General features: G+C 67.0%; 16 protein-coding genes and 1 pseudogene. 5 read left to right on the top strand and 12 right to left on the bottom strand.

Going from position 1 to position 19,276, the window contains the following annotated elements; translation table 11 throughout:
* The coding region (locus ACK4HL_RS19395) for a DHHA1 domain-containing protein (RefSeq protein WP_409764131.1) at positions 1-497 on the top strand (497 nt) is incomplete at its 5' end.
* A gap of 6 nt (positions 498-503) precedes the next feature.
* Here the strand turns inward: ACK4HL_RS19395 and ACK4HL_RS19390 are convergent.
* From ACK4HL_RS19390 to ACK4HL_RS19380, 3 genes are all read right to left on the bottom strand, one after another.
* Entirely contained in the window at positions 504-2,855 is a 2,352-nt protein-coding gene (locus tag ACK4HL_RS19390; RefSeq protein WP_409764128.1) for an ATP-dependent helicase, read from the bottom strand.
* Positions 2,856-2,918: 63 nt separating this feature from the next.
* On the bottom strand, positions 2,919-3,116 hold the full coding sequence (locus ACK4HL_RS19385; RefSeq protein ID WP_409764125.1) for a hypothetical protein: 198 nt from the start codon (positions 3,114-3,116) through the stop codon (positions 2,919-2,921).
* An 89-nt stretch (positions 3,117-3,205) separates the two neighbouring features.
* A complete protein-coding gene (locus tag ACK4HL_RS19380) occupies positions 3,206-3,691 on the bottom strand; it encodes a thioesterase family protein (RefSeq protein ID WP_409764122.1) in 486 nt (161 codons plus the stop codon).
* 34 nt (positions 3,692-3,725) lie between these two features.
* On the opposite strand from ACK4HL_RS19380, the gene ACK4HL_RS19375 reads away from it, so the two are divergent.
* Positions 3,726-5,117 carry an FAD-binding oxidoreductase gene (locus ACK4HL_RS19375; protein ID WP_409764119.1) on the top strand — a complete coding sequence of 464 codons (1,392 nt, stop codon included), beginning with the start codon at positions 3,726-3,728 and terminating at the stop codon, positions 5,115-5,117.
* A 31-nt stretch (positions 5,118-5,148) separates the two neighbouring features.
* Positions 5,149-8,931 carry an AsmA family protein gene (locus tag ACK4HL_RS19370; protein WP_409764116.1) on the top strand — a complete coding sequence of 1,261 codons (3,783 nt, stop codon included), beginning with the start codon at positions 5,149-5,151 and terminating at the stop codon, positions 8,929-8,931.
* Here ACK4HL_RS19370 and ACK4HL_RS19365 read toward each other — a convergent pair.
* The 3 genes from ACK4HL_RS19365 to fumC are packed head-to-tail and all read right to left on the bottom strand — an operon-like array spanning position 8,923 to position 10,718.
* Positions 8,923-9,138: a ribbon-helix-helix domain-containing protein gene (locus tag ACK4HL_RS19365; RefSeq protein ID WP_409764113.1), complete on the bottom strand. Its 216-nt coding sequence runs from the start codon at positions 9,136-9,138 to the stop codon at positions 8,923-8,925. The genes ACK4HL_RS19370 and ACK4HL_RS19365 overlap by 9 nt on opposite strands.
* Positions 9,138-9,314 carry a DUF4169 family protein gene (locus tag ACK4HL_RS19360; RefSeq protein WP_409764110.1) on the bottom strand — a complete coding sequence of 59 codons (177 nt, stop codon included), beginning with the start codon at positions 9,312-9,314 and terminating at the stop codon, positions 9,138-9,140. The genes ACK4HL_RS19365 and ACK4HL_RS19360 overlap by 1 nt, the downstream gene beginning before the upstream one ends.
* A gap of 15 nt (positions 9,315-9,329) precedes the next feature.
* The gene (gene fumC, locus ACK4HL_RS19355) at positions 9,330-10,718 is read right to left on the bottom strand and encodes a class II fumarate hydratase (protein WP_409764107.1); all 1,389 of its coding nucleotides are present in this window, start codon (positions 10,716-10,718) and stop codon (positions 9,330-9,332) included.
* Between the two features lie 97 nt (positions 10,719-10,815).
* Here fumC and ACK4HL_RS19350 point away from each other — a divergent pair, with 97 nt between their 5' ends.
* Complete coding sequence (locus tag ACK4HL_RS19350) at positions 10,816-12,000, top strand: MFS transporter (RefSeq protein ID WP_409764104.1); 1,185 nt, start codon at positions 10,816-10,818, stop codon at positions 11,998-12,000.
* Here ACK4HL_RS19350 and ACK4HL_RS19345 read toward each other — a convergent pair.
* The 6 genes from ACK4HL_RS19345 to ACK4HL_RS19320 all read right to left on the bottom strand — a co-directional run bounded on the left by ACK4HL_RS19345 (position 11,902) and on the right by ACK4HL_RS19320 (position 18,705).
* On the bottom strand, positions 11,902-13,128 hold the full coding sequence (locus ACK4HL_RS19345; protein WP_409764101.1) for an MFS transporter: 1,227 nt from the start codon (positions 13,126-13,128) through the stop codon (positions 11,902-11,904). The two genes, ACK4HL_RS19350 and ACK4HL_RS19345, sit on opposite strands and share 99 nt — an antisense overlap.
* Positions 13,129-13,132: 4 nt before the next feature.
* Positions 13,133-14,065, bottom strand: coding sequence for a CehA/McbA family metallohydrolase (locus ACK4HL_RS19340; protein WP_409764098.1), 933 nt, complete (start codon positions 14,063-14,065; stop codon positions 13,133-13,135).
* 18 nt (positions 14,066-14,083) lie between these two features.
* Positions 14,084-15,970 (bottom strand): potassium transporter Kup, encoded by a 1,887-nt coding sequence (locus ACK4HL_RS19335; protein WP_409764095.1) that lies wholly within the window; start codon positions 15,968-15,970, stop codon positions 14,084-14,086.
* A gap of 45 nt (positions 15,971-16,015) precedes the next feature.
* On the bottom strand, positions 16,016-16,960 hold the full coding sequence (mepA, locus tag ACK4HL_RS19330; RefSeq protein WP_409764092.1) for a penicillin-insensitive murein endopeptidase: 945 nt from the start codon (positions 16,958-16,960) through the stop codon (positions 16,016-16,018).
* Between the two features lie 7 nt (positions 16,961-16,967).
* Entirely contained in the window at positions 16,968-17,477 is a 510-nt protein-coding gene (locus ACK4HL_RS19325; RefSeq protein WP_409764089.1) for an SspB family protein, read from the bottom strand.
* Positions 17,478-17,571: 94 nt separating this feature from the next.
* Positions 17,572-18,705, bottom strand: coding sequence for a sugar-transfer associated ATP-grasp domain-containing protein (locus tag ACK4HL_RS19320; protein ID WP_409764086.1), 1,134 nt, complete (start codon positions 18,703-18,705; stop codon positions 17,572-17,574).
* A gap of 220 nt (positions 18,706-18,925) precedes the next feature.
* On the opposite strand from ACK4HL_RS19320, the pseudogene ACK4HL_RS19315 reads away from it, so the two are divergent.
* Positions 18,926-19,276, top strand: a pseudogene (locus ACK4HL_RS19315) (hypothetical protein); the annotation flags it as partial.

Below are 19,276 nucleotides of genomic sequence, written 5' to 3'. Positions count from 1 at the left end.
AGCCGCACCCACGCGCCGTGCGGCTCGGCCAGGTCGCCGAGCTCGCGCGGATGCTCACCCGCATCGAGGCGCTGATGGAGGAACGCCGCAAGCTCGAGAGGGAACTGGCCGAGGCCAAGAAGCAGCTGGCGATGGGCGGCGGCGCCAAGGGCGGCGACGAGGGCATCTCCGAGGTCAATGGCGTGAAGCTGATGGCGCGCGTGCTCAAGGGCATTTCGCCCAATGACATGAAGGGGCTGGTGGACGAGGGCAAGGCCCGGCTCGGCTCCGGCGTGGTGGCGCTCGTGGGCCTCAACGACGAAGGCCGGGCCGGCCTGATCGTGGGGGTGACGGCAGACCTGACCGCGCGCTTCAACGCGGTGGAACTCGTGCGCGCCGGTGCGGTGGCGCTGGGCGGCAAGGGCGGCGGCGGCAGGCCCGACATGGCGCAGGCCGGCGGCCCCGACGGTGCCAAGGCCGAGGAGGCGCTGGCGGCAGTTCGGGCGGCGCTCGGCTGAGGCCGGTCAGGCGCGGGTGACGAAACTGTCGATCACCCGCTTCTCGCCGGCCTTGTCGAAGTCGATCGTGAGCTTGTTGCCGTCGACCGAGCGGATCACGCCATAGCCGAACTTCTCGTGAAACACGCGCTCGCCCCTGGCGTAGCGGACAGCATCGGTTTCGCGCGCCACCATTTCGCCCTCGATGAACTGGGGCGTGGAGCGGGCGGATTTCCCCTCTGCCCAACGCGCCTGGGCCCGCTGCCACCCCGGCGTGGCATAGGTGTTGCCGAAGGGCTGCGTCTGGTCGTCGAAGCGGCTCTTGCCATAGGTGCCGAGCCCATATCCGCCATAGCTCGTGGCCATGGCGGCGACCTCGACATGGCCCTCCGGCAGCTCGTCGACGAAGCGCGAGGGCAATGCGGACTGCCAGAGATTATGGACGCGCCGGTTCTGCGCGAAGGAGATGACCGCCCGCCGCTTGGCCCTCGTGATGCCGACATAGGCGAGGCGCCGCTCCTCCTCGAGGCCGGCGCGGCCCTTCTCGTCCAGCGAGCGCTGGCTGGGGAACAGGCCTTCCTCCCAGCCGGGCAGGAAGACGGTGCCGAATTCGAGCCCCTTCGCCGCGTGCATGGTCATGATGTTGACCTTGTCTTCCTCCGCCGACTGCTCGGCCTCCATGACCAGCGCGATGTGTTCGAGGAAGCCGGCGAGGTTCTCGAAATCGCCCATGGAGCGCACGAGTTCCTTGAGGTTTTCGAGCCGCCCCTGGGCTTCCGGGCTCTTGTCGTTCTGCCACATCTCGGTGTAGCCCGACTCGTCGAGCACGATTTCGGCAAGCTCCGTGTGCGGAATGCCTTCCGCCATCTGGCGCCATCGGCCGAAGCCTTCGATGAGCTTGCGCAGTGCGCCGCGCGTCTTGGCGGGGAGCTCGTCGGTGAGCGACACGGCTTCGGCCGCGCGGAAGAGCGAAATCCCCTGAGACCGGGCGATCGCGTGCATGCGCTTCACCGAGGTATCGCCGATGCCGCGCTTCGGCACGTTGACGATGCGCTCGAAGGCGAGGTCGTTGTCCGGCGAGGCCACGATCTTGAGGTAGGCGAGCGCATCGCGCACCTCGGCGCGCTCGTAGAAGCGGGGGCCGCCCACCACGCGGTAAGGCACGCCCAGCGTGATGAAGCGGTCTTCGAAGGCGCGCATCTGGAATGACGCGCGCACCAGGATGGCGATGTCGTTCAGCCGTTCGCCCTTGCGCTGCAGGTTCTCGATGTCTTCCCCGATGACGCGGGCTTCCTCCTCGCCGTCCCAGTGGGCGCGCACGGTCACCGTCTCGCCGTTCTCGCGATCGGTGTGAAGGGTCTTGCCGAGCCGGCTCTCGTTCCTGGCGATGAGGCCCGACGCGGCGCCGAGAATCTGCGGGGTGGACCGGTAATTGCGCTCGAGGCGGATGATGCGCGCCCCAGGAAAATCCTTCTCGAAGCGCAGGATGTTGTCCACCTCCGCGCCGCGCCAGCCGTAGATCGACTGGTCGTCGTCGCCCACGCAGCAGATGTTGCGGTGGCCCTGCGCCAGGAGCCTCAGCCAGAGATACTGCGCGACGTTGGTATCCTGGTATTCGTCGACCAGCATGTACTTGAAGCGGCGCTGGTATTCCTTCAGCACGTCCGGGTGCTGCTGGAAGATGCGCAGCACCTCGAGCAGGAGGTCTCCGAAGTCGGCGGCGTTTACCACCTTCAGCCGCTGCTGGTACTCGGCATAGAGCTTGCCCCCGAGGCCGTTGGCGAAGCCGTGGGCCTCGCCCTGGGGCACGCGGTCCGGCGTCAGCCCCCGGTTCTTCCAGCCGTCGATGAGGGAGGCGAGCTGGCGCGCCGGCCAACGCTTCTCGTCCACGTCATGGGCTTCGAGCAATTGCTTGAGGAGGCGTATCTGGTCGTCCGTGTCGAGGATCGAGAAGCCGGACTTGAGCCCCGCGAGCTCGGCGTGGTTCCGGAGGATCTTCACGCCGATCGAGTGGAAGGTGCCGAGCCATGTCATGCCCTCGACCGCGCCGCCGATGAGCGCGCCGATCCGGTCCCGCATCTCGCGGGCGGCCTTGTTGGTGAAGGTGACGGCGAGAATCTGCCCAGGCCAGGCCTTGCCGGTGGCGAGGATGTGGGCGAGCCGGGTCGTCAGAACCCGCGTCTTGCCGGTTCCGGCGCCCGCCAGCACGAGGAGCGGCCCCTCCGTCGTCTCCACGGCGGAGCGTTGCTCGGGGTTCAGTCCGTTGAGATAAGGCGGTTCGCCCTGTGCGAGGGCGCGTGCCGCCAGCCCCCCTGGCCTGATGGCAGGGGCTGGCTCCTCGTCGCCGAAGTCGTTCAGGTCGAAATTCTTGCTGCTCATAGGCTCCGAATCCTCCGGGCCTATATAGCAAGCGGGAGAACGAAATACGAAACTCTCCAGCCCTTACGCAGCGCGGCGGTTGGCGCAATCCGTATCCCGGGTCAGGCTCCGCACCGCACCCTGGAGCTGACGCCACGTCGCCGCCGTCTCCATGTCGCCCAGCCTCTCACACAGCAGGGCGTGCCGCGCGGCCTCTGATTCGGCCCCTTTTCCGTGAACGAAAACAAGCGCTTCCGCGAACAGGTTCAAACCGTCGTTCATGTTTCGCCTCCTCCGTTTCATGGTTTTTGCAGGGTATGGAGGGGTGATGCGCCCGCAATGTTGCGCGAGTATGACGCTCTTGCGGGATTTCAGGATTTTTTCGGAATGCCGATCCGGTGCCCGACCTGCGCCGGCACGGGGAGGTGCCGGTGCGCCTCCCGCATGGCCTCGATCTTCTGCATCACGTCAGGCGGGAAAGCTGCGGACTTCTTCAGCTGCATGTCCACATGCATGACGATGATCTCGGTGACGCAGGAAAGCCACCCTTCTGCCGCATGGAACATCTGCTGCACGTAGTGGACGCGCTTGGCGTCGCAATCGAGGAACTGGGTTTCGATCCTGACCGAATCCCCGGCATGGAGTTCGCGCAGATAGGTGTTGTGTGATTCCAGCGTGAAGAAGGAGGCGTTGCGCTCCTTCACGTAGTCAGGCCCAAGACCCACGGCAGCGAAGGCCTCGTCTCCCGCACGGTCGAACAGCACGTTGTAATAGGCCATGTTGAAGTGGCCGTTGTAGTCGGTCCACTGGTCCTCGACCTTAAGGACGCGGCCCACGAAGGGGGCGGGATAACCCATCGCAAATTCTCCGGTTTCTGCTAGTTTCGGGAGCATGGATACTCCGAGCAGCAAGACCAGCACAACTCATGCCGTGGGCGAGCTTCGCGAATGGCTGGGCGAGCGGCTCTCCACCGCCCCCGCCGTGCGCGAGCAGCACGGCAAGGACCAGACCTGGAACCCCGGCGCCCCTCCGGACGCGGTGGCCTTCGTGAAGAGCACGGAGGAGGTGCAGCGCATCGTCGCCACCTGCGCCAAACACGGAACGCCGGTGATCCCCTATGGCACTGGCACCTCGCTCGAAGGGCATTTCTCCGCCCCCTTCGGCGGCATCTCGGTCGACCTCTCGGGCATGAACCGCATCCTCGAGGTGAATGCCGCCGATCTCGACTGCCGGGTGGAGGCGGGCGTCACCCGCAAGCAGCTCAATGCGCATCTGAGAGACCAGGGCCTTTTCTTTCCCGTGGACCCGGGGGCCGATGCGAGCATCGGCGGCATGACGGCGACACGGGCCTCAGGCACGAATGCGGTCCGGTATGGCACCATGCGCGAGAACGTGCTGAACGTCACCGCCGTGATGGCCAATGGCGAGGTGATCCGCACCGGCAGCCGGGCGCGAAAATCCTCGGCCGGCTATGACCTGACGCGGCTGCTCGTCGGCTCCGAGGGCACGCTCGGCGTCATCACCGAGGTGGCGCTGAAGCTCTATGGGATACCGGAGGCGATCGTTTCCGCCGTCTGCCCGTTTCCCAGCGTGGAGGCCTGCTGCAACGCCACCATCACGGCGATCCAGATGGGAATTCCCGTCGCCCGGATCGAACTCGTCGATGCCGAGCACGTGAAGGCCTTCAACGCCTATTCCAAGCTCGACCTCAGGGTGACGCCGACGCTGTTCCTCGAGTTCCACGGCACCGACGCCTCGGCGCGGGAACAGGCCGAGACCTTCGCGGCGATCGCCGAGGAACAGGGCGGGGGCCCCTACAGCATGGCCACCAAGGAGGAGGACCGGCAGAAGCTGTGGCAGGCGCGCCACGATGCGTTCTGGGCAACCCGGTCGCTGATGCCGGGAAAGGAGGCCTTCGCGACGGACGTCTGCGTGCCGATATCGCGGCTCGCCGAATGCGTGACGCAGACGCAGGCCGATCTCGCGGCGAACGGTCTCTACGGCCCCATCGTCGGCCATGTCGGCGACGGCAATTTCCACGTGGTGCTCTATTGCGACCGTCAGGATGCGGACGAGGTGCGCCGCGTGAAGGAGGTCTATGGCCGCATGATCGAGCGCGCCATCGCGATGGGAGGCACCTCGACGGGCGAGCACGGCATCGGCACGGGCAAGCGCGCCTATCTCGAGCGCGAGCATGGCGGGGCGCTCGCCTTCATGCGCGAGATCAAGCGGGCGTTCGACCCCAAGAACATCATGAATCCCGGCAAGAGTGCCGCGCTCTGACGGACGCCATGCGACAGGACCTCGCCGAGCCATGAAGGTGTGGAGATCGCCCGTCTTCTATTTCGGCATCCTGCTCGCGGTGGCGGTGGCGGGGCTTCTGGCTGCGCCCTTCATCATCGACTGGAACGGCTACCGCAGCGACCTCGAGGCCTATGGCAGGAAGCTCACGGGGCGGGCCGTCTCGATCGAGGGACCGATCTCGGCGCGGCTCTTCCCCTGGCCACGCCTCACCGCTGAAGGGCTGGCGATCGCCAATCCGCCCGGGCTGGAGCAGCGCGACTTCGCCACCGCCGAGCGCATCACCATCCGCATGACACTGGCCGGGCTGCTGCAGGGCGGGATCGATGTCGAGAGCATCGAGATCGCGGAGCCGGCGCTCCATCTCGAACGGCTGCCCACGGGGGAAGGCAACTGGCATTTCACCCCCTCGGCCGACCTCATCCGCAGTGACATTCTCTCCCGCGTGAAGCTGGACCAGATCACCTTTGCCGGCGGCACCGTAAACTTCCGGGACCGACGGCGGGGCGAGACCATGACGCTCAACGACGTCACCGCGACGCTCGCCTCCCCTGGCGTGGCGGGCCCGTGGCGGCTGCGCGGCCAGGCGCTCTACAGCGACCGCGCCTTCGACATTGGCATCACGACGGGCACGTATGCCGAGGGCCGGCCCTTCCGCTTCGGCGTCAGGATCGCGGCGGCCGACGGTTCGGGCCATGTCTTCGGGTTCGATGGCGCTCAGCAGGGCGGCACCGCCGAGGGCCAGCTGCGGATCGAGCCGCAATCCTCCGGCGAAGGCAAGGGCGATGCCGAGGGGAGGCTCCGTCCGCTCGTCCTCGCGGCGAAGGTCAAGGGCGATTTCGACCGGGTCGAGCTCAGTGGCATCGAGATTTCCCGCCATGAGGCCAAGAACGGCGGCGCCATCGCCACCGGCTCCGCTTCCCTGAAGCTCGGCCGGCACATCGAGGCGGCCTTCGACCTGTCTGCCGCGATGCTGGACCTCGACGAGCTCGCCGGGGCGAAATCCCGCAACGTCCTGCGCGAGGCGGGAAGCCTCGCCGTGGCGGACGGATTGCTGGCGATGCTGCCCGCCGACATGAGCCTGTCGGGCAGGCTGCAGGTGACCGCGCTGAAGACTGGCGGGCAGAACCTCGACTCCGTCTCGCTCGCCCTCGAAGCCGACCGTGGCGGGCTCCGCATCAACCGGTTTTCGGCGGGGCTGCCTGGCCGTTCCGACATGCTGTTCTCCGGGAACTATTTCCCCGGCGGCGCAGGCGGCGAACTGAGCGGCGATCTGGCGCTCGAGACCAACGACCTGCGCGATCTGACCCTCTGGCTGTGGCATGAAGGCCGCGAGGCGCTGGCGCCGCTGTGGACCGGCAGCCGGGGCCGCCTCAAGATGCAGACGGCGATAAGCCTCACGCCGTCGCGCGTGCGGCTCACCGGCGCCGAATTCGAGCTCGACGGGGAAAGGGGCAGCGGCACCATCGCCGTGACGTGGGCGGGCCGCGGCGCTGCCGACATCTCGCTCGAAGGCGGCCGCTTCGACTTCGACGCCTATGCGCCGCAGGGCGTTCCCGCCTTCTCGGCGGCGGTGCGCGAGGGGATTGGCGGCATCGCCGCCTTCGTGCTGCCGCGCCCAGATGCGCCGGACCTGCGCCTGAGGTTCAAGGCGGGCGAGCTTCTGCTGAACGGCGTCACGGCGCGCGACGTCTCTCTCGACCTTCAGTCGGGCGCCAACGGCCTCGATCTCCGCGCGCTCGACGTGGGCTCGGTGGGTGGTGCCAGGCTCGCCGCGACGGGCCTCATCCTCGACAGCGGCCAGGGGGCGGACGGCTCGATCGGAGTCGAGGTCACCGCGGAAGACCCATCGGAGCTCATTCGCCTCGCCGGGCTTGCGCAGGAAGGCAGGCTGCCGGACTGGGCCATGGGGCTGGGGCGCACCGCGCTCAAAGGCCATGTCGCCGTCTCGCCGGTGGAGCAGGGGCCGGAACTGCGCTTCGGCGTCAACGGAACGGCGGGTGACCTCACGCTGTCGGCAAGCGGCGCGAGCTCCGCCGGCGGTGCCCTCTCGGCGGTGCTGAAGCTCGATGCGCCGCAGTCCCGGCGCATCCTGTCGCTGCTCGGCCTTTCACCGCAGGGCGAGAGCGAGGTGCCGGGCAGTCTCCAAGTCAAAGGGGCGGGTTCGCTGCGGGACGGCATCTCGGCGGAGGCGACACTCCAGGCCTACAACGCGCGGCTCGATTATCGGGGCACAGCAAAGCCCTGGGCGGAAGGCTATGGCATCGACGGCAAGCTATCGCTGCGGGCCACGGATGCCGCTCCACTCATCGCAGCCACGGGAATACCGGCAACTCCGGCGCCAGCCGTGCTCGTGGCAGACGCGGCAGTCGGCTTTACGGAAGGTGCCTGGCGTCTCAGCGGGATTACCGGCCGGTATGGCGCGGATCCGTTCAGCGGCAGCATCAGCCTGACGCCGGCGGGAGGGTTCGAGGCGCGCCTGGTCACGGGGGCATTGCGGCTCAGCCACGTCCTCGCCGCAACCTTCCTCGAATGGACGGGAACGGAGCCGGGCCTCGAATCGGCCTTTGCCGCGCGGCTGCCCTTCGGACTCACGGGCGAGGTCTGGATCGAACCCTCCAGCCTCGAGGTGCATCCGCATTTCCGTGCCCGGGACGCCTCGGTCGGCATTGCGGCGAAGCCGGGCGAAATCCGGCTTGCCATGGCCGGGAAGGACGAGGAGGGCCGCGATGCCCAGATCGAGATTGGTTCCGCCGGGGAGGGCCCCGAACGGCAGCTGACGGGGCGCCTCACCATCCCGGTCGACCTTTCCCGCCAGCTCGCCCTGGCGGATGGCTCCGCCGTAGCGGAGGGGCAGGGCGTGGTCGAGATCGACGTGGAGAGCGAGGGCCGGAGCCCGGGAGCGGCGCTCGCCGCCGCCCGGGGCCGCGGCAGCTATGAATTCGACGGCGTGCGGCTTCTCGCCCTTTCGCCTGCAACCTTCGCTGCGGCGCTCTCCGAGGCGAAGGATGCCGCCGGGATCGAGAAGGCCTTCGCGGCTCTGAAATCGGGCGAGGGGCTCCAGATCGGCGCCGTTTCCGGCCCCGTCTCGATCGCCAGCGGCGTGGTGAGCTTCGCACCGCTCAAGCATCAGGGCGATGAGGCGGACGTCGAGGTGAAGACGGTCGCCGAACTTGCGCTGGGCGAGATCGACGTCGAGGCGGCCCTCCGCTTCAAGTTCCGGCCCGACCTGCCGCCGATGAGCGTCTCCTATTCCGGCCCTCCGATGGCTCTGGCGCGCGGCGAGAATGTTTCCGAACTCGCGACCTCGCTCGGTGTCACCATCATGCAGGAGGGGATCGACGAGCTCGAACGGCTGCAGAAGGAACAGCAGCGCCTCGCCGAACTCGAGGAAAAGCAGCGCCTGGAGGACGAAGCCCGCCTTCAGGCCTATTATGCCCAGCGCGACGAGCTTCTGCTTCGCCGCCGCGAACTCAAGGTGCATGCCGAAATGGTGGTCGCCGAGGCCGAGCGACTGCGCCGGCAGATCGAGTCCGAACGGGCCGCCAATGCCGAGATCAACAAGGCCGAGATCCGCCAGCGCGCGCGGGAGGTCAGGCTGTGGCGCCGGCTCATGCAGCAATCGGCGGCCGAGCCCGGAAACGCCGTGACGTCGGCCCCGAAGCCCGCACCCGAAAAGCCGGCGCGGCCCCGCCAGACGCGCCGCCCACAGGCCCCCGGGCCCATCATCCTTGCGAAGCCGCCAGGGGCGCCGGTGATCGTCTCGCCGCCGCCCGGCTCCTCGCCGTCACAGTGAGCGCTGTGCCTCCGCAAGGAGAAACACCCGCACGGCGCTCGAGAGATTTCGCTTGCCGCGCGCCTGGTCGATCTCGGCCACGAGGGTTGCGATGGTGATCTTCCGCCGGGCCGCGGCGAGTTGCAGCGCCTGCCAGAACTCGGGCTCGAGCGACAGCGAGGTGCGGTGCCCCGAAATGGTGAGCGAGCGCTTGAGGTCGCTCGCCATCAGTCCTCGCGCTTCAGCGCATCGAGGTCCTTCTGCGCCTTCTCGTTCAGGGCTTCCGTCAGCTTGCGCTCGGTCTTGCTGCGCCCGTGGGCAAGGCGGTTTTCCGCCGCCTTCTCCTCCTTTGCGGCGCGCTCCCTCCGCTTGCGGTGAAGCTTCAGGCTGACGATCTCGGCCATGGCATCGCTCCTCGCCTATTTCGGAGAGATCATGTCCTCCGGCCGCACGATGCGGTCGAAGTCGTCTGCCGGGATGCCGTCCCGGATCGCCTCTTCGCGGAGCGTGGTGCCGTTCTTGTGCGCCGTCTTGGCGATCTTCGCTGCGCGGTCATAGCCGTATTTCGGGGCGAGTGCGGTGACGAGCATCAGGGAGCGCTCCAGCGCCTCGCGGATGTTGTCCTCGCGCGCCACGATGCCTGCGACGCAATTGTCGGTGAAACTCACCGCGGCGTCGGCGAGGAGGCGCACCGACTGGAGGAAGTTGTAGGCCATCACCGGGTTGAAGACGTTGAGCTCGAAGTGCCCCTGGCTGCCCGCGAAGGACAGTGCCGCGTGATTGCCGAACACCTGCACGCAGACCATGGTGAGGGCTTCCGCCTGGGTGGGGTTCACCTTGCCCGGCATGATCGATGAGCCCGGCTCGTTCTCCGGCAGCGCCAGTTCGCCCAGCCCCGAGCGCGGGCCGGAGCCCAGGAAGCGGATGTCGTTGGCGATCTTGAACAGCGAGACGGCCACGGTGTTGATGGCGCCATGCGTCATCACCATCGCGTCATGGGCGGCCAGCGCCTCGAACTTGTTCGGTGCCGACGTGAAGCCCATCCCGGTGATGGCGGCGATGCGCTCGGCCACCATCTCGGCGAAGCCCACGGGCGCGTTCAGCCCCGTGCCCACCGCCGTTCCGCCCTGGGCGAGCTCCATCAGCATCGGCATCGTCATCTCGATGCGCCTGATGCCGTTCTCCACCTGCTTGGCATAGCCAGAAAATTCCTGCCCGAGCGTGAGCGGTGTCGCATCCTGCGTGTGGGTGCGGCCGATCTTGATGATGTGCGCCCACTGCTTCGCCTTCTCGTCGAGCGCGCGGTGAAGGTGGCGCAGTGCGGGGAGGAGATCGTGATGAACCTGCTCGGCGCAGGCGATGTGCATGGCCGTGGGGTAGGTGTCGTTCGACGACTGGCTCATGTTCACGTGGTCGTTCGGATGCACCGGTTTCTTCGAGCCCATGACGCCGCCCATCATTTCGATCGCCCGGTTCGAGATCACCTCGTTGGCGTTCATATTGGACTGGGTGCCGGAACCCGTCTGCCAGACGACGAGCGGGAAGTGCTCGTCGAGCCGGCCGTCGATCACCTCCTGCGCGGCCTTGACGATGGCCTCGCCCACGGTCTTGTCCAGGCGGCCCAGCGCCATGTTGGTTTCCGCCGCGGCGCGCTTCACGATGCCCAGCGCCCGCACGATGGGCTTCGGCTGCTTCTCCCAGCCGATCCGGAAGTTGCCGATGGAGCGCTGCGCCTGCGCCCCCCAGTATCGCGAGGCCTCCACCTCGATGGGGCCGAAGGTGTCGGTTTCGATGCGGGTCTTGGTCATGGCAGTCCTCGGGAAATGGCCGTCTTGCAGGATCGTTTCGGCGGGCTGATTATCACTTCCCACCCCCTGCCGCCAGTCAGACGGAAGTTGACCGGACATGCCAAAACACCTGCCGCGCGGCATCTGGATGCTCGGCCTCGTGAGCCTGTTCATGGACGTCTCCTCCGAGATGATCCATGCCATCCTGCCGCTCTTCGTGGTGGGCACGCTCGGCGCTTCCGCCGCACTTCTGGGCCTGCTCGAGGGGATCGCGGAGGCAACCGCGCAGATCTCGAAGTTGTTTTCAGGCGTCCTGAGCGACCGCTGGGGCAGCCGCAAGGGGCTGGCGCTGCTGGGCTATGGCATGGCGGCGGCGGTGAAGCCGCTGTTCCCGCTCGCCTCGTCCGTCAGTGCGGTGTTCCTCGCCCGCTTCGCAGACCGCGTGGGAAAGGGTATCCGGGGTGCGCCGAGGGACGCCCTGGTGGCAGACATCGCGCCCCCGGACCAGCGCGGCGCGGCTTTCGGGCTCAGGCAGGCACTGGACACGGCAGGTGCTTTCGCCGGGCCGTTGATCGCCGTCGGGCTGATGTCGGTTCTCCTCTTCGACCTGCGCGCGGTCATGTGGGTGGCCTGCCTGCCAGCGCTCATCGCCGTGGCGCTGCTCGCCTTCGGCGTCGAGGAGCCGCCCCGCCACAGGCCAGAGGAGCGCCGCCCCGGATTCGATCTTCGCACCGCCTCCTCCCTCGGCGGCCCGTTTTGGCGAGTTGCCGCAGTAGGTGCCGCGATGATGATGGCGCGCTTCTCGGAGGCCTTCCTCGTTCTCAAGGCGGCGGAGACGGGTGTCGCCAGCGCCTATGTGCCGTTGGTGATGGTGGTGATGAGCCTCCTCTATTCCCTTGCCTCCTATCCGGCCGGCGCCCTGTCGGACCGGGTCGGGCGGCGCGGGCTTCTGGCGGCCGGCGTCCTCGTCCTGATCGCCGCCGACATCGTCCTGGCGCTCGGCGGCTCGGTCACCGCGATGCTGATTGGGGTGGCGCTGTGGGGGCTGCACATGGGCCTTACGCAGGGCGGGCTTTCGACGCTCGTCGCGGATACCGCGCCCGCTGAGCTCCGCGGCACCGCTTTCGGCATGTTCAACCTGGCGGGCGGACTGGCGACGCTTCTCGGCAGCGTGCTTGCGGGCGTGCTGTGGGACGGCTACGGCTCAGCCGCCACCTTTCTCGGAGGCGCGGCCTTTGCGCTCGTCACGCTCATCGGCCTCGGCTGGGTGAAGCCGCGTGAGTCGGAGCATGGCGATCGATGAGGCCAGCGCCGCCGCGCCGGCGATGAGCAGCGCGCCGTGCGGCGGCACCCAGCCGAGCAGCAGCGCGAACAGCAGCGGGGCTGCCGCGTTCAGCACCAGGTTGGGAGCGGAGATGATGCCCAGCATCTCGCCATAGCCCTTGGTCCCGAACAGCATCAGCGGCACTGCGCCCTTGGCGATGGTGACGAGGCCGTTGGACGCGCCGTAGAGCACCGCGAAGAGCAGGGCCGCACCCCAGGAAAAGCCGAGCGCCGCAAAAAGGCCGATCGCCACCGGCAGCAGCCCGAAGGCGATGAGACCAAGGTGAAGCGGCGCGAGATTCCGGCCCAGCAGGATTTCGCCGAGCCGGCTCGCCACCTGCGAAGGCCCGATCAGGGCAGCCATGAATACCGCCTCCTCGCCTTTGAAGCCGAGCCCGTCGAAGAGCGGCACGACGTGGGCCGAGATGGCGGAGAAGACAAGGCCATTCAGCGCCAGCGCGGCGGCGAAGAGCGCCATCGCCCGGCGGCGGCTGCTGCCCTCGAGGGGAGGAGCGCTCTGGGCTTCCGGCGTCTCGACCTCACGGTCGCCCCGCGCCTCGCGCAGCACGCTCCAGTGGATTGGCAGGCAGATGAAGACATGGAGGGCCGCATAGACAAGAAGCGTCTCGGCCCAGCCGATCCCCTGGGAGAGATAGTGGCTGACCGGCCAGAACACGGTGGAGGCGAAGCCGCCGAACAGGGTGAGATAGGAGATGGCGCGCCGCGCACCCTGGCCTGCGATCTGAGTCAGGCTGGCAAAGGCCGAGTCATACGTGGCGAGCCGCATCGCGACGCCGAGAAACAGCCAACCGGAGATGTAGGTCGCGGGATGTGGAAAAAGCCCGATCAGAACGAGGCCCGCCGCCGCGGCGGCTGAACCCCACATCATGACGGCCCGCCCGCCCGCCCGGTCGGTGAGCCGCCCGGCCCAGGTGGAGATCAGTCCGCTCAGCAGCAGAGCCGCCGAAAATGCGCCGAAGATCAGCGCCTTGGACCAGCCGGTGGTGGCCGCGATGTCGGCGGAGAGGGCGCCCAGCGCATAGTAGGTGGTACCCCAGCCGATGATCTGGGTGATGCCGAGCCCGCAAATGATCAGCCAGAGAGGCAAGGCGCTATCGGATCTCGTCCCACCAGATGGGGTTGCTCCAGGCGCGCTTGCCGGCATTGTCGATCGCCACCACGCGGAACCACCCGCTCTGTTTTCTCAGGAGCCAGCCCTTCTCGAGCTTCGAGAGATCGAAGCTCGCCTCGGTGATGGCGCGGCCGTTCCGCAGCGCGGTTCGCGAGGTGCCGCAGAGCACGGTGATGGTGTCCACCGGCGAGCACGAAATCGAGATTTCCTTGCCGTTCAACTCGATCGCGTGGATCTGAGGCCCCATGCTCGAGTAGTAGAGCCCCTGCTTGAGGCTCGCGAGCAGCGCGTCCGGGTCGAGGCTGTCCGCCTTCACGTGGACCCAGCCGCCGAAATGGTCGGGCGTCTTGAAATGGGCGTCATCGGTTGCGAAGGCGGTGAGCCGGCGGCCCTCGGTGAGCATCTGGTCCAGAAGGTACCAGCCGTCTCCCCGGTCGTTCTCGATGGCACAGCCGTGATTGTAGATCTCCACCGCGTGCGCGCAGTCGATGGAGCGGCCGTCCTCGATCGTCAGCTGCGACCAGGCCGGGTGCGCGATGCCGATGAAGGCACCCGCCTCGTGGGCGCGGCGCGCAACCTGGGCTCCCGTCTCGCCCTCGAAGTTGCGCGGAAAGTCCAGCGGCAGTCCCGCCGCCACGATGTGCCAGAGCTCCCCCACGGCGGTTTCGGGGGCATGCAACTCGCACCCGATGATGGTGGTGAAATTGTTGGAGCGGAAGGCGCGGGTATCCGCCATCGGGAAATCGAAGTTTCCGATGAAGTGCTCGGAAAGCTGCATGAAGTCGTAGCCGGCGTTCTTGTAGGCCTCGACCACGGCCTTCGGCTCCAGTGCCCCGTCGGAGAGATTGGAATGCGTGTGGAGATTGCCCCGCCAGAAACGGCCGGGGGCGGCGAAGGGTGCGAGCAGGGCCATGGGATACTCCTCGGGAAATCAGACGCTCATCTGCATGCCGAGTTCGACGACGCGGTCGGGCGGGATGCGGAAGAATTCGATGGCGCGGGAAGACTGGTTCGCCATCATGATGAACAGGCGCTGCTGCCAGTAGGGCAGGGCAGAGCGCGCCGACATGCGGATCACCCGGCGGCCCAGGAAGTAGGAGGCCTGGCGCGGATCGATCTCGAGGCCGTAGGGCGCGCAGGCGCGCAGCGCCTTCGGCACGTCCGGCTGTTCCATGTAACCGAAGCGCGCCTCGACGAGCCACGCGCCGAGCGGCAGCTGCTTCACGATCACGCGCTCCTCGCTTTCGATCCGCGGCTCGCTCGTGGTTTCAGCCGTGATGAAGACGAGCCTGTCGTGCAGCACGCGATTGTGCTTGAGATTGTGCATGAGGGCGCTCGGCGCATAGAGCGGGTCGGTCTGCAGGAAGACGGCGGCACCCGCCACGCGGGTGGGCCGGCGGCGCTCCAGGCTTTCGAGCAGCGGAACCAGTTCCACCGACTCCTTCTTGAGTTTCTCGGTCAGCGCCTGGCGGCCGCGCATCCAGGTGACCATCAGCAGGATGATCGTTGCGCCGAGCAGCACCGGCATGTAGCCGCCGTCGTCGAGCTTGAGGCCGTTGGCGGCGAGGAACACGGCCTCGATCGCGAAAATCAGCGCGATCGCGGGCATCACCAGGAAGCGCGGCAGGATGCGCGACTTCCAGAAGAAGATGGCAGCGAGGATCGAATCGACGACCATCGAGGTGTTCACCGCAATGCCGTAGGCGGCTGCCAGATTGCTGGAGGACTGGAACACCAGCACCAGGATCACCACGCCGACGAGCAGCATCCAGTTGATCTGTCCGACATAGATCTGGCCTTGCTCGGTCTCGCTGGTATGGGTGATGCCCATGCGCGGAAAGAGGCCGAGCGACATCGCCTGCTGGGCGATGGAGAAGGCACCGGTGATCACCGCCTGCGAGGCGATGACGGTGACCGAAGTGGCGAGGATCACCAGCGGGATGACGAGCCAGCCCTGCACCATGAGGAAGAACGGGTTCTCGACCGATTCGGGGTGGGAGATGATGAAGGCGCCCTGCCCGAGATAATTGAGGATCAGCCCGGGAAAGACGACCGAGAGCCACGCGATGCGGATGGGTTTTGCGCCGAAGTGGCCCATGTCGGCATAGAGCGCCTCGCCGCCGGTAACCGCCAGGAAGACGCCGCCGAAGACGAGCAGCGCCAGGCCCGGCTGCTCGACCAGCATCGAGAACCCATATGCGGGATTGAAGGCGAGGAAGATCTCGAGGTCGTCGAAGATATGGAACACGCCCATGGTGCCCACGGTCAGGAACCAGACGAAGGTGATCGGCGCGAACAGCGAGGCGACGCCGGACGTTCCCAGATACTGGAAGAGGAAGAGCGTGATCAGGATGGCCAGCGTCAGCGGAACGACGTAGGGCCCGAAGCCCGGATGGACCACCTTCAGCCCCTCGACGGCGGAAAGCACCGACATGGCGGGCGTGATCATGGCGTCGCCGAAGAAGAAGGCCGCCCCGATGATGCCGAGGGCCAGCACGAAGCCGCCCTTCTTGCGCAGCAGCGTCTCGACCAGAACGACGAGCGAGAGGATGCCGCCCTCGCCCCTGTTGTCGGCGCGCATGAGGAACACGACGTACTTGAGCGTCACGATGAGGATCAGCGCCCAGATCAGAAGGGAGGCGACACCGAGCACGGCCGTGCGCAAGTCTCCGCCCGCGGCGACCACCGGATGCAGTGCTTCGCGCATGGCATAGAGCGGGCTCGTTCCGATGTCGCCGAAGACCACGCCGATCGAGGCGAAAGCCAGCTTCACCGACGTGCTGGAGGGGCCGTGCCGCTGCTCGCTCTGCTGTTGCATGGATGAGCGCCCTCGGGCGCTGTTCCTTGTCTGGTTCCCCGGCGGCTATTCGGCCGTCACGACGGCGCGGCATTCAGCAGGAAGGGCAGCCAGTGTCAAGGGCGGCGCGGGCTTGGCGGGCTTGGTGTCCGGCTTCGGCTTCTCCGCCTGCTTCCACGGGACCTTCCCCATCCAGTAGGCCAGCTCCTCGCCGCAGCCGGTGCCGTCCTTGGGGCTGGGCGTCGGCTGGTTCTTGCAGCTGGGCGAGCCCTCGGGACAGCTGATGCGAATGTGGAAATGATAGTTGTGCCCGTAGTAGGGCCTCACCTTGGCGAGCCATGCGCGGTCGCCCTTGGCCCACTTGCAGAGTTCGGCCTTGATCGGGGGGTGGACGAATATTCGCGCGACCTCGGGATAGGAGGCGGCGCGCCGGATGAGCTTCGCGTGGGCCTCCGTCCACACGGAGTAGTCCATGGTCTTGCGGTCCTTCACCACGACGGTGGCCTGGATCTCCTCGCGCTCCTTGCGGGTCAGCGTGCGGTCCGGCATCGGCGTGAGCCAGACGTCGGCATCGAGCCCGACCTGGTGGCTGGCGTGCCCCGAGAGCATGGGGCCGCCGCGCGGCTGCGCCAGATCGCCGACGAGCAGGCCGTTCCACCCGTCCTTCGCCTTGGACTCCTTCGCCAGCCGCTCCACCAGCGCCACCAGGTCCGGGTGCCCCCAGTTGCGGTTGCGCGACAGGCGCATCACCTGCCAGGCGGGTCCGTCGACGGCGAGCGCCGTGCCGCCCGCCATGCAGCCCTTGGCGTAGGAGCCGATGGCGCGCGCCTTCATGCTCGTGGTGGGTCCCTTCTGCCCCCCGAAGACCTTCTTTGCGGGAAGCTTCATCAGCTGCTTGTCGCCCATGGCGGCGAGCGCCCGGACATCCGTGGCGGATTGGGCGAGTGCGCCGGGGGCCATTGCTGTGACCGGAAGCATGATCGCGGCGGCGAGCAGGATGCGGCGGATCATCGGGTCCTCACTTCTTGCGGAACTGGTCGAGGGAGACGACCTTGGCCGCCTCTTCCTGCGCGGGGGTTTCGGCGGGCTTCGCCTCGGGAGAGGCGGAGGCGGCTTCCTGCTTCGCGGCCGGAGGCTTCGGGGCCTCGACCTCGCGCGGGCGGCGCTCGGCATTGGCGGTCTCGAACTGCAGGCCGAACTGAACCGCGGGGTCGAGGAAGCCCTTCACCGCGTCGAAGGGGATGATGAGCTGCTCCGGCACGTTGTCGAAGGAGAGCTCCACCTCGAAGCGGTCGTCGAAGACATGGAGGTTCCAGTATTGGTGCTGGAGCACGATCGTCATCTCGCGCGGATAGCGCTGGGCGAGCTTCTCCGAGACCTGCACCCCCGGATGGCGGGTGTTGAAGGCGATGTAGAAGTGATGCTCGCCCGGCAGCCCCGAGCTTTCGGCGATGCGCAGCGCCTCGCGGACCACGCCCTTGAGGGCGCTCTGGGCGAGCAGGTCGTAGCGCATCAGGTCTTCTGGCATGGGAATCCGGGCCTTGGTCAATCTCAGCGTGGCCCCCGTACCATAGCCGGGTGCCGGAGGCAAAGTCATCCGCTCGATTGACCCGCCGGTCAGCTCACCGCCGTGAGGGCTTGTTCCGCTTCGGCCAGCCATGCTCCTGGAAGAAGGCGGTGACGCTGGGCGTCAGGAAGCCCTTGCCGGAGGCGACCTGCATGAGGTCGAAGGAGCCGCCGCTGTTCACCTCGACCACCACGGGGCCATCCTGCGTGATCGCGATGTCGAGCGAGTTGTAGGCGATCTTCGGGAAGAGGCGCGAGACCGCAGTATTGATCGCCAGGACTTCCTCCCAATACGGCAGTTGCAGGCCGCGGCCTTTCTCGACGACCTCCTGCTCGAGCCCCGTGCCCCTGACGATCCGACGGATCACGCCCGTTGCGGGATCGACGTCGGCCAGCAGGTTACCGGCTCGCCAGAAATTGTCGGCGATGTTGTCGCCCGCCGGGATCTTGAAGGCGGCGAAGGGAGTCTCGATGGTGTTCCCGCGAACGAGGTTCACCAGGCGGACGGTGGCCAGCCGGCCGGTCAGGTCCGAAAGGTCGCGGTGATTGTGCAGCGTCGCCTGCAGCAGGAAGGGTTCCGTGCCGAAATAGTCCGCGAGGAGTTCGCCGGGCGTGGCGGCCGAACCGTCGTGCAGCAGGGCCTTGCCGTCGGCAGCGCCCGTGATGATGAAGGCACCGAAGCTCCCCAACTGGTCGCAGGGCTTTACGAAGAGCGGATAATTGTGGTCCTGCTCCAGGAATTCTCGCACGTCATCCGACGTCCGGAGGGTGAGCGTCTTCCCATAGGATCGCAGCGTGGGGTCGAACACGGCCACGGTCCTCGGGATCGGGATGCCGGCGGCTTCGAGCAGCGTGTAGCAGATCCACTTGTCCTCCGTGACGGCCCGCCAGTAGGGGCTGCTCAAGAGATCACAGATGGGCCAGTGCAGCCTGTCGGTGAGGAACTCTTCCTTGGCGGACTGCGGCATGTCGCGGCGGTAGAGCTGGTAGCGCACGTATTCCTGCCCGTTCAGTGCGCCTCTGCCCTTCGACAGCATTCTGATCTCCCGCCACATCGTGAAGAAGCTTGCGTGCTTCTTCCAAAGGACTGTCTTGAGATCCTCGGCAGCGTTTTTCTTCTTTTGCTGGCGCTGGTAGTCGGAGACGATTCCTTTCGCGGAGGAGGTCTTGAGCCGGTCGTGGAATTCCATTCTGGGTTCGCTTGCCTGCCACGTCACTGTCGGAACTCCCGGCTATCTCGCAACTCTGCACACGATTTCACGTACCTGCCTAAGAAACTCTGAAGGTCTGGGCACCCAGCCACTCGCTTGAATTTATCTACAAGTGAACCTTTCTCTCGGCGCCCCGGAACCACCACCCCGCAGCCCCGTTTCCAGAGGCAAGTTGCTGGTATGCAAGGAGGATTGCCGGATGCGGCTTCTGACGCGTCGATCTTTTGTCGGTAGTGGGCTGGCCTTCGGGGTCTTCTCGGGAACGGCCCTGGCCGGCGAAAGTCAGCCGCTTCCGCGGGTGATCCGCCCCGGGGACAACCCGTCCCACGTGCGGAAAGTCCCTGTCAGCCTGTATGAAATGGATCTGGGCCCGGACCCCGATCTGCTCCCCCCGCCGGAAGCCGAGTTCGACTACCCGATCGTTCCTGCGGCGGACGAAATCCCGTCGGAGTTTCGTGCCCAAACGGTGGAATTCCCGGCGCCGGCGCTCGCGGGGATGATCGTCGTCGTTCCGGCCAAGCATTTCCTGTACCTGATCAACGGCGACGGC

It is taken from the genome of Aestuariivirga sp. (assembly GCF_046294715.1).
Classification (GTDB): Bacteria; Pseudomonadota; Alphaproteobacteria; order Rhizobiales; family Aestuariivirgaceae; genus Aestuariivirga.
This window is presented reverse-complemented; position numbering and strand designations above follow the sequence as displayed.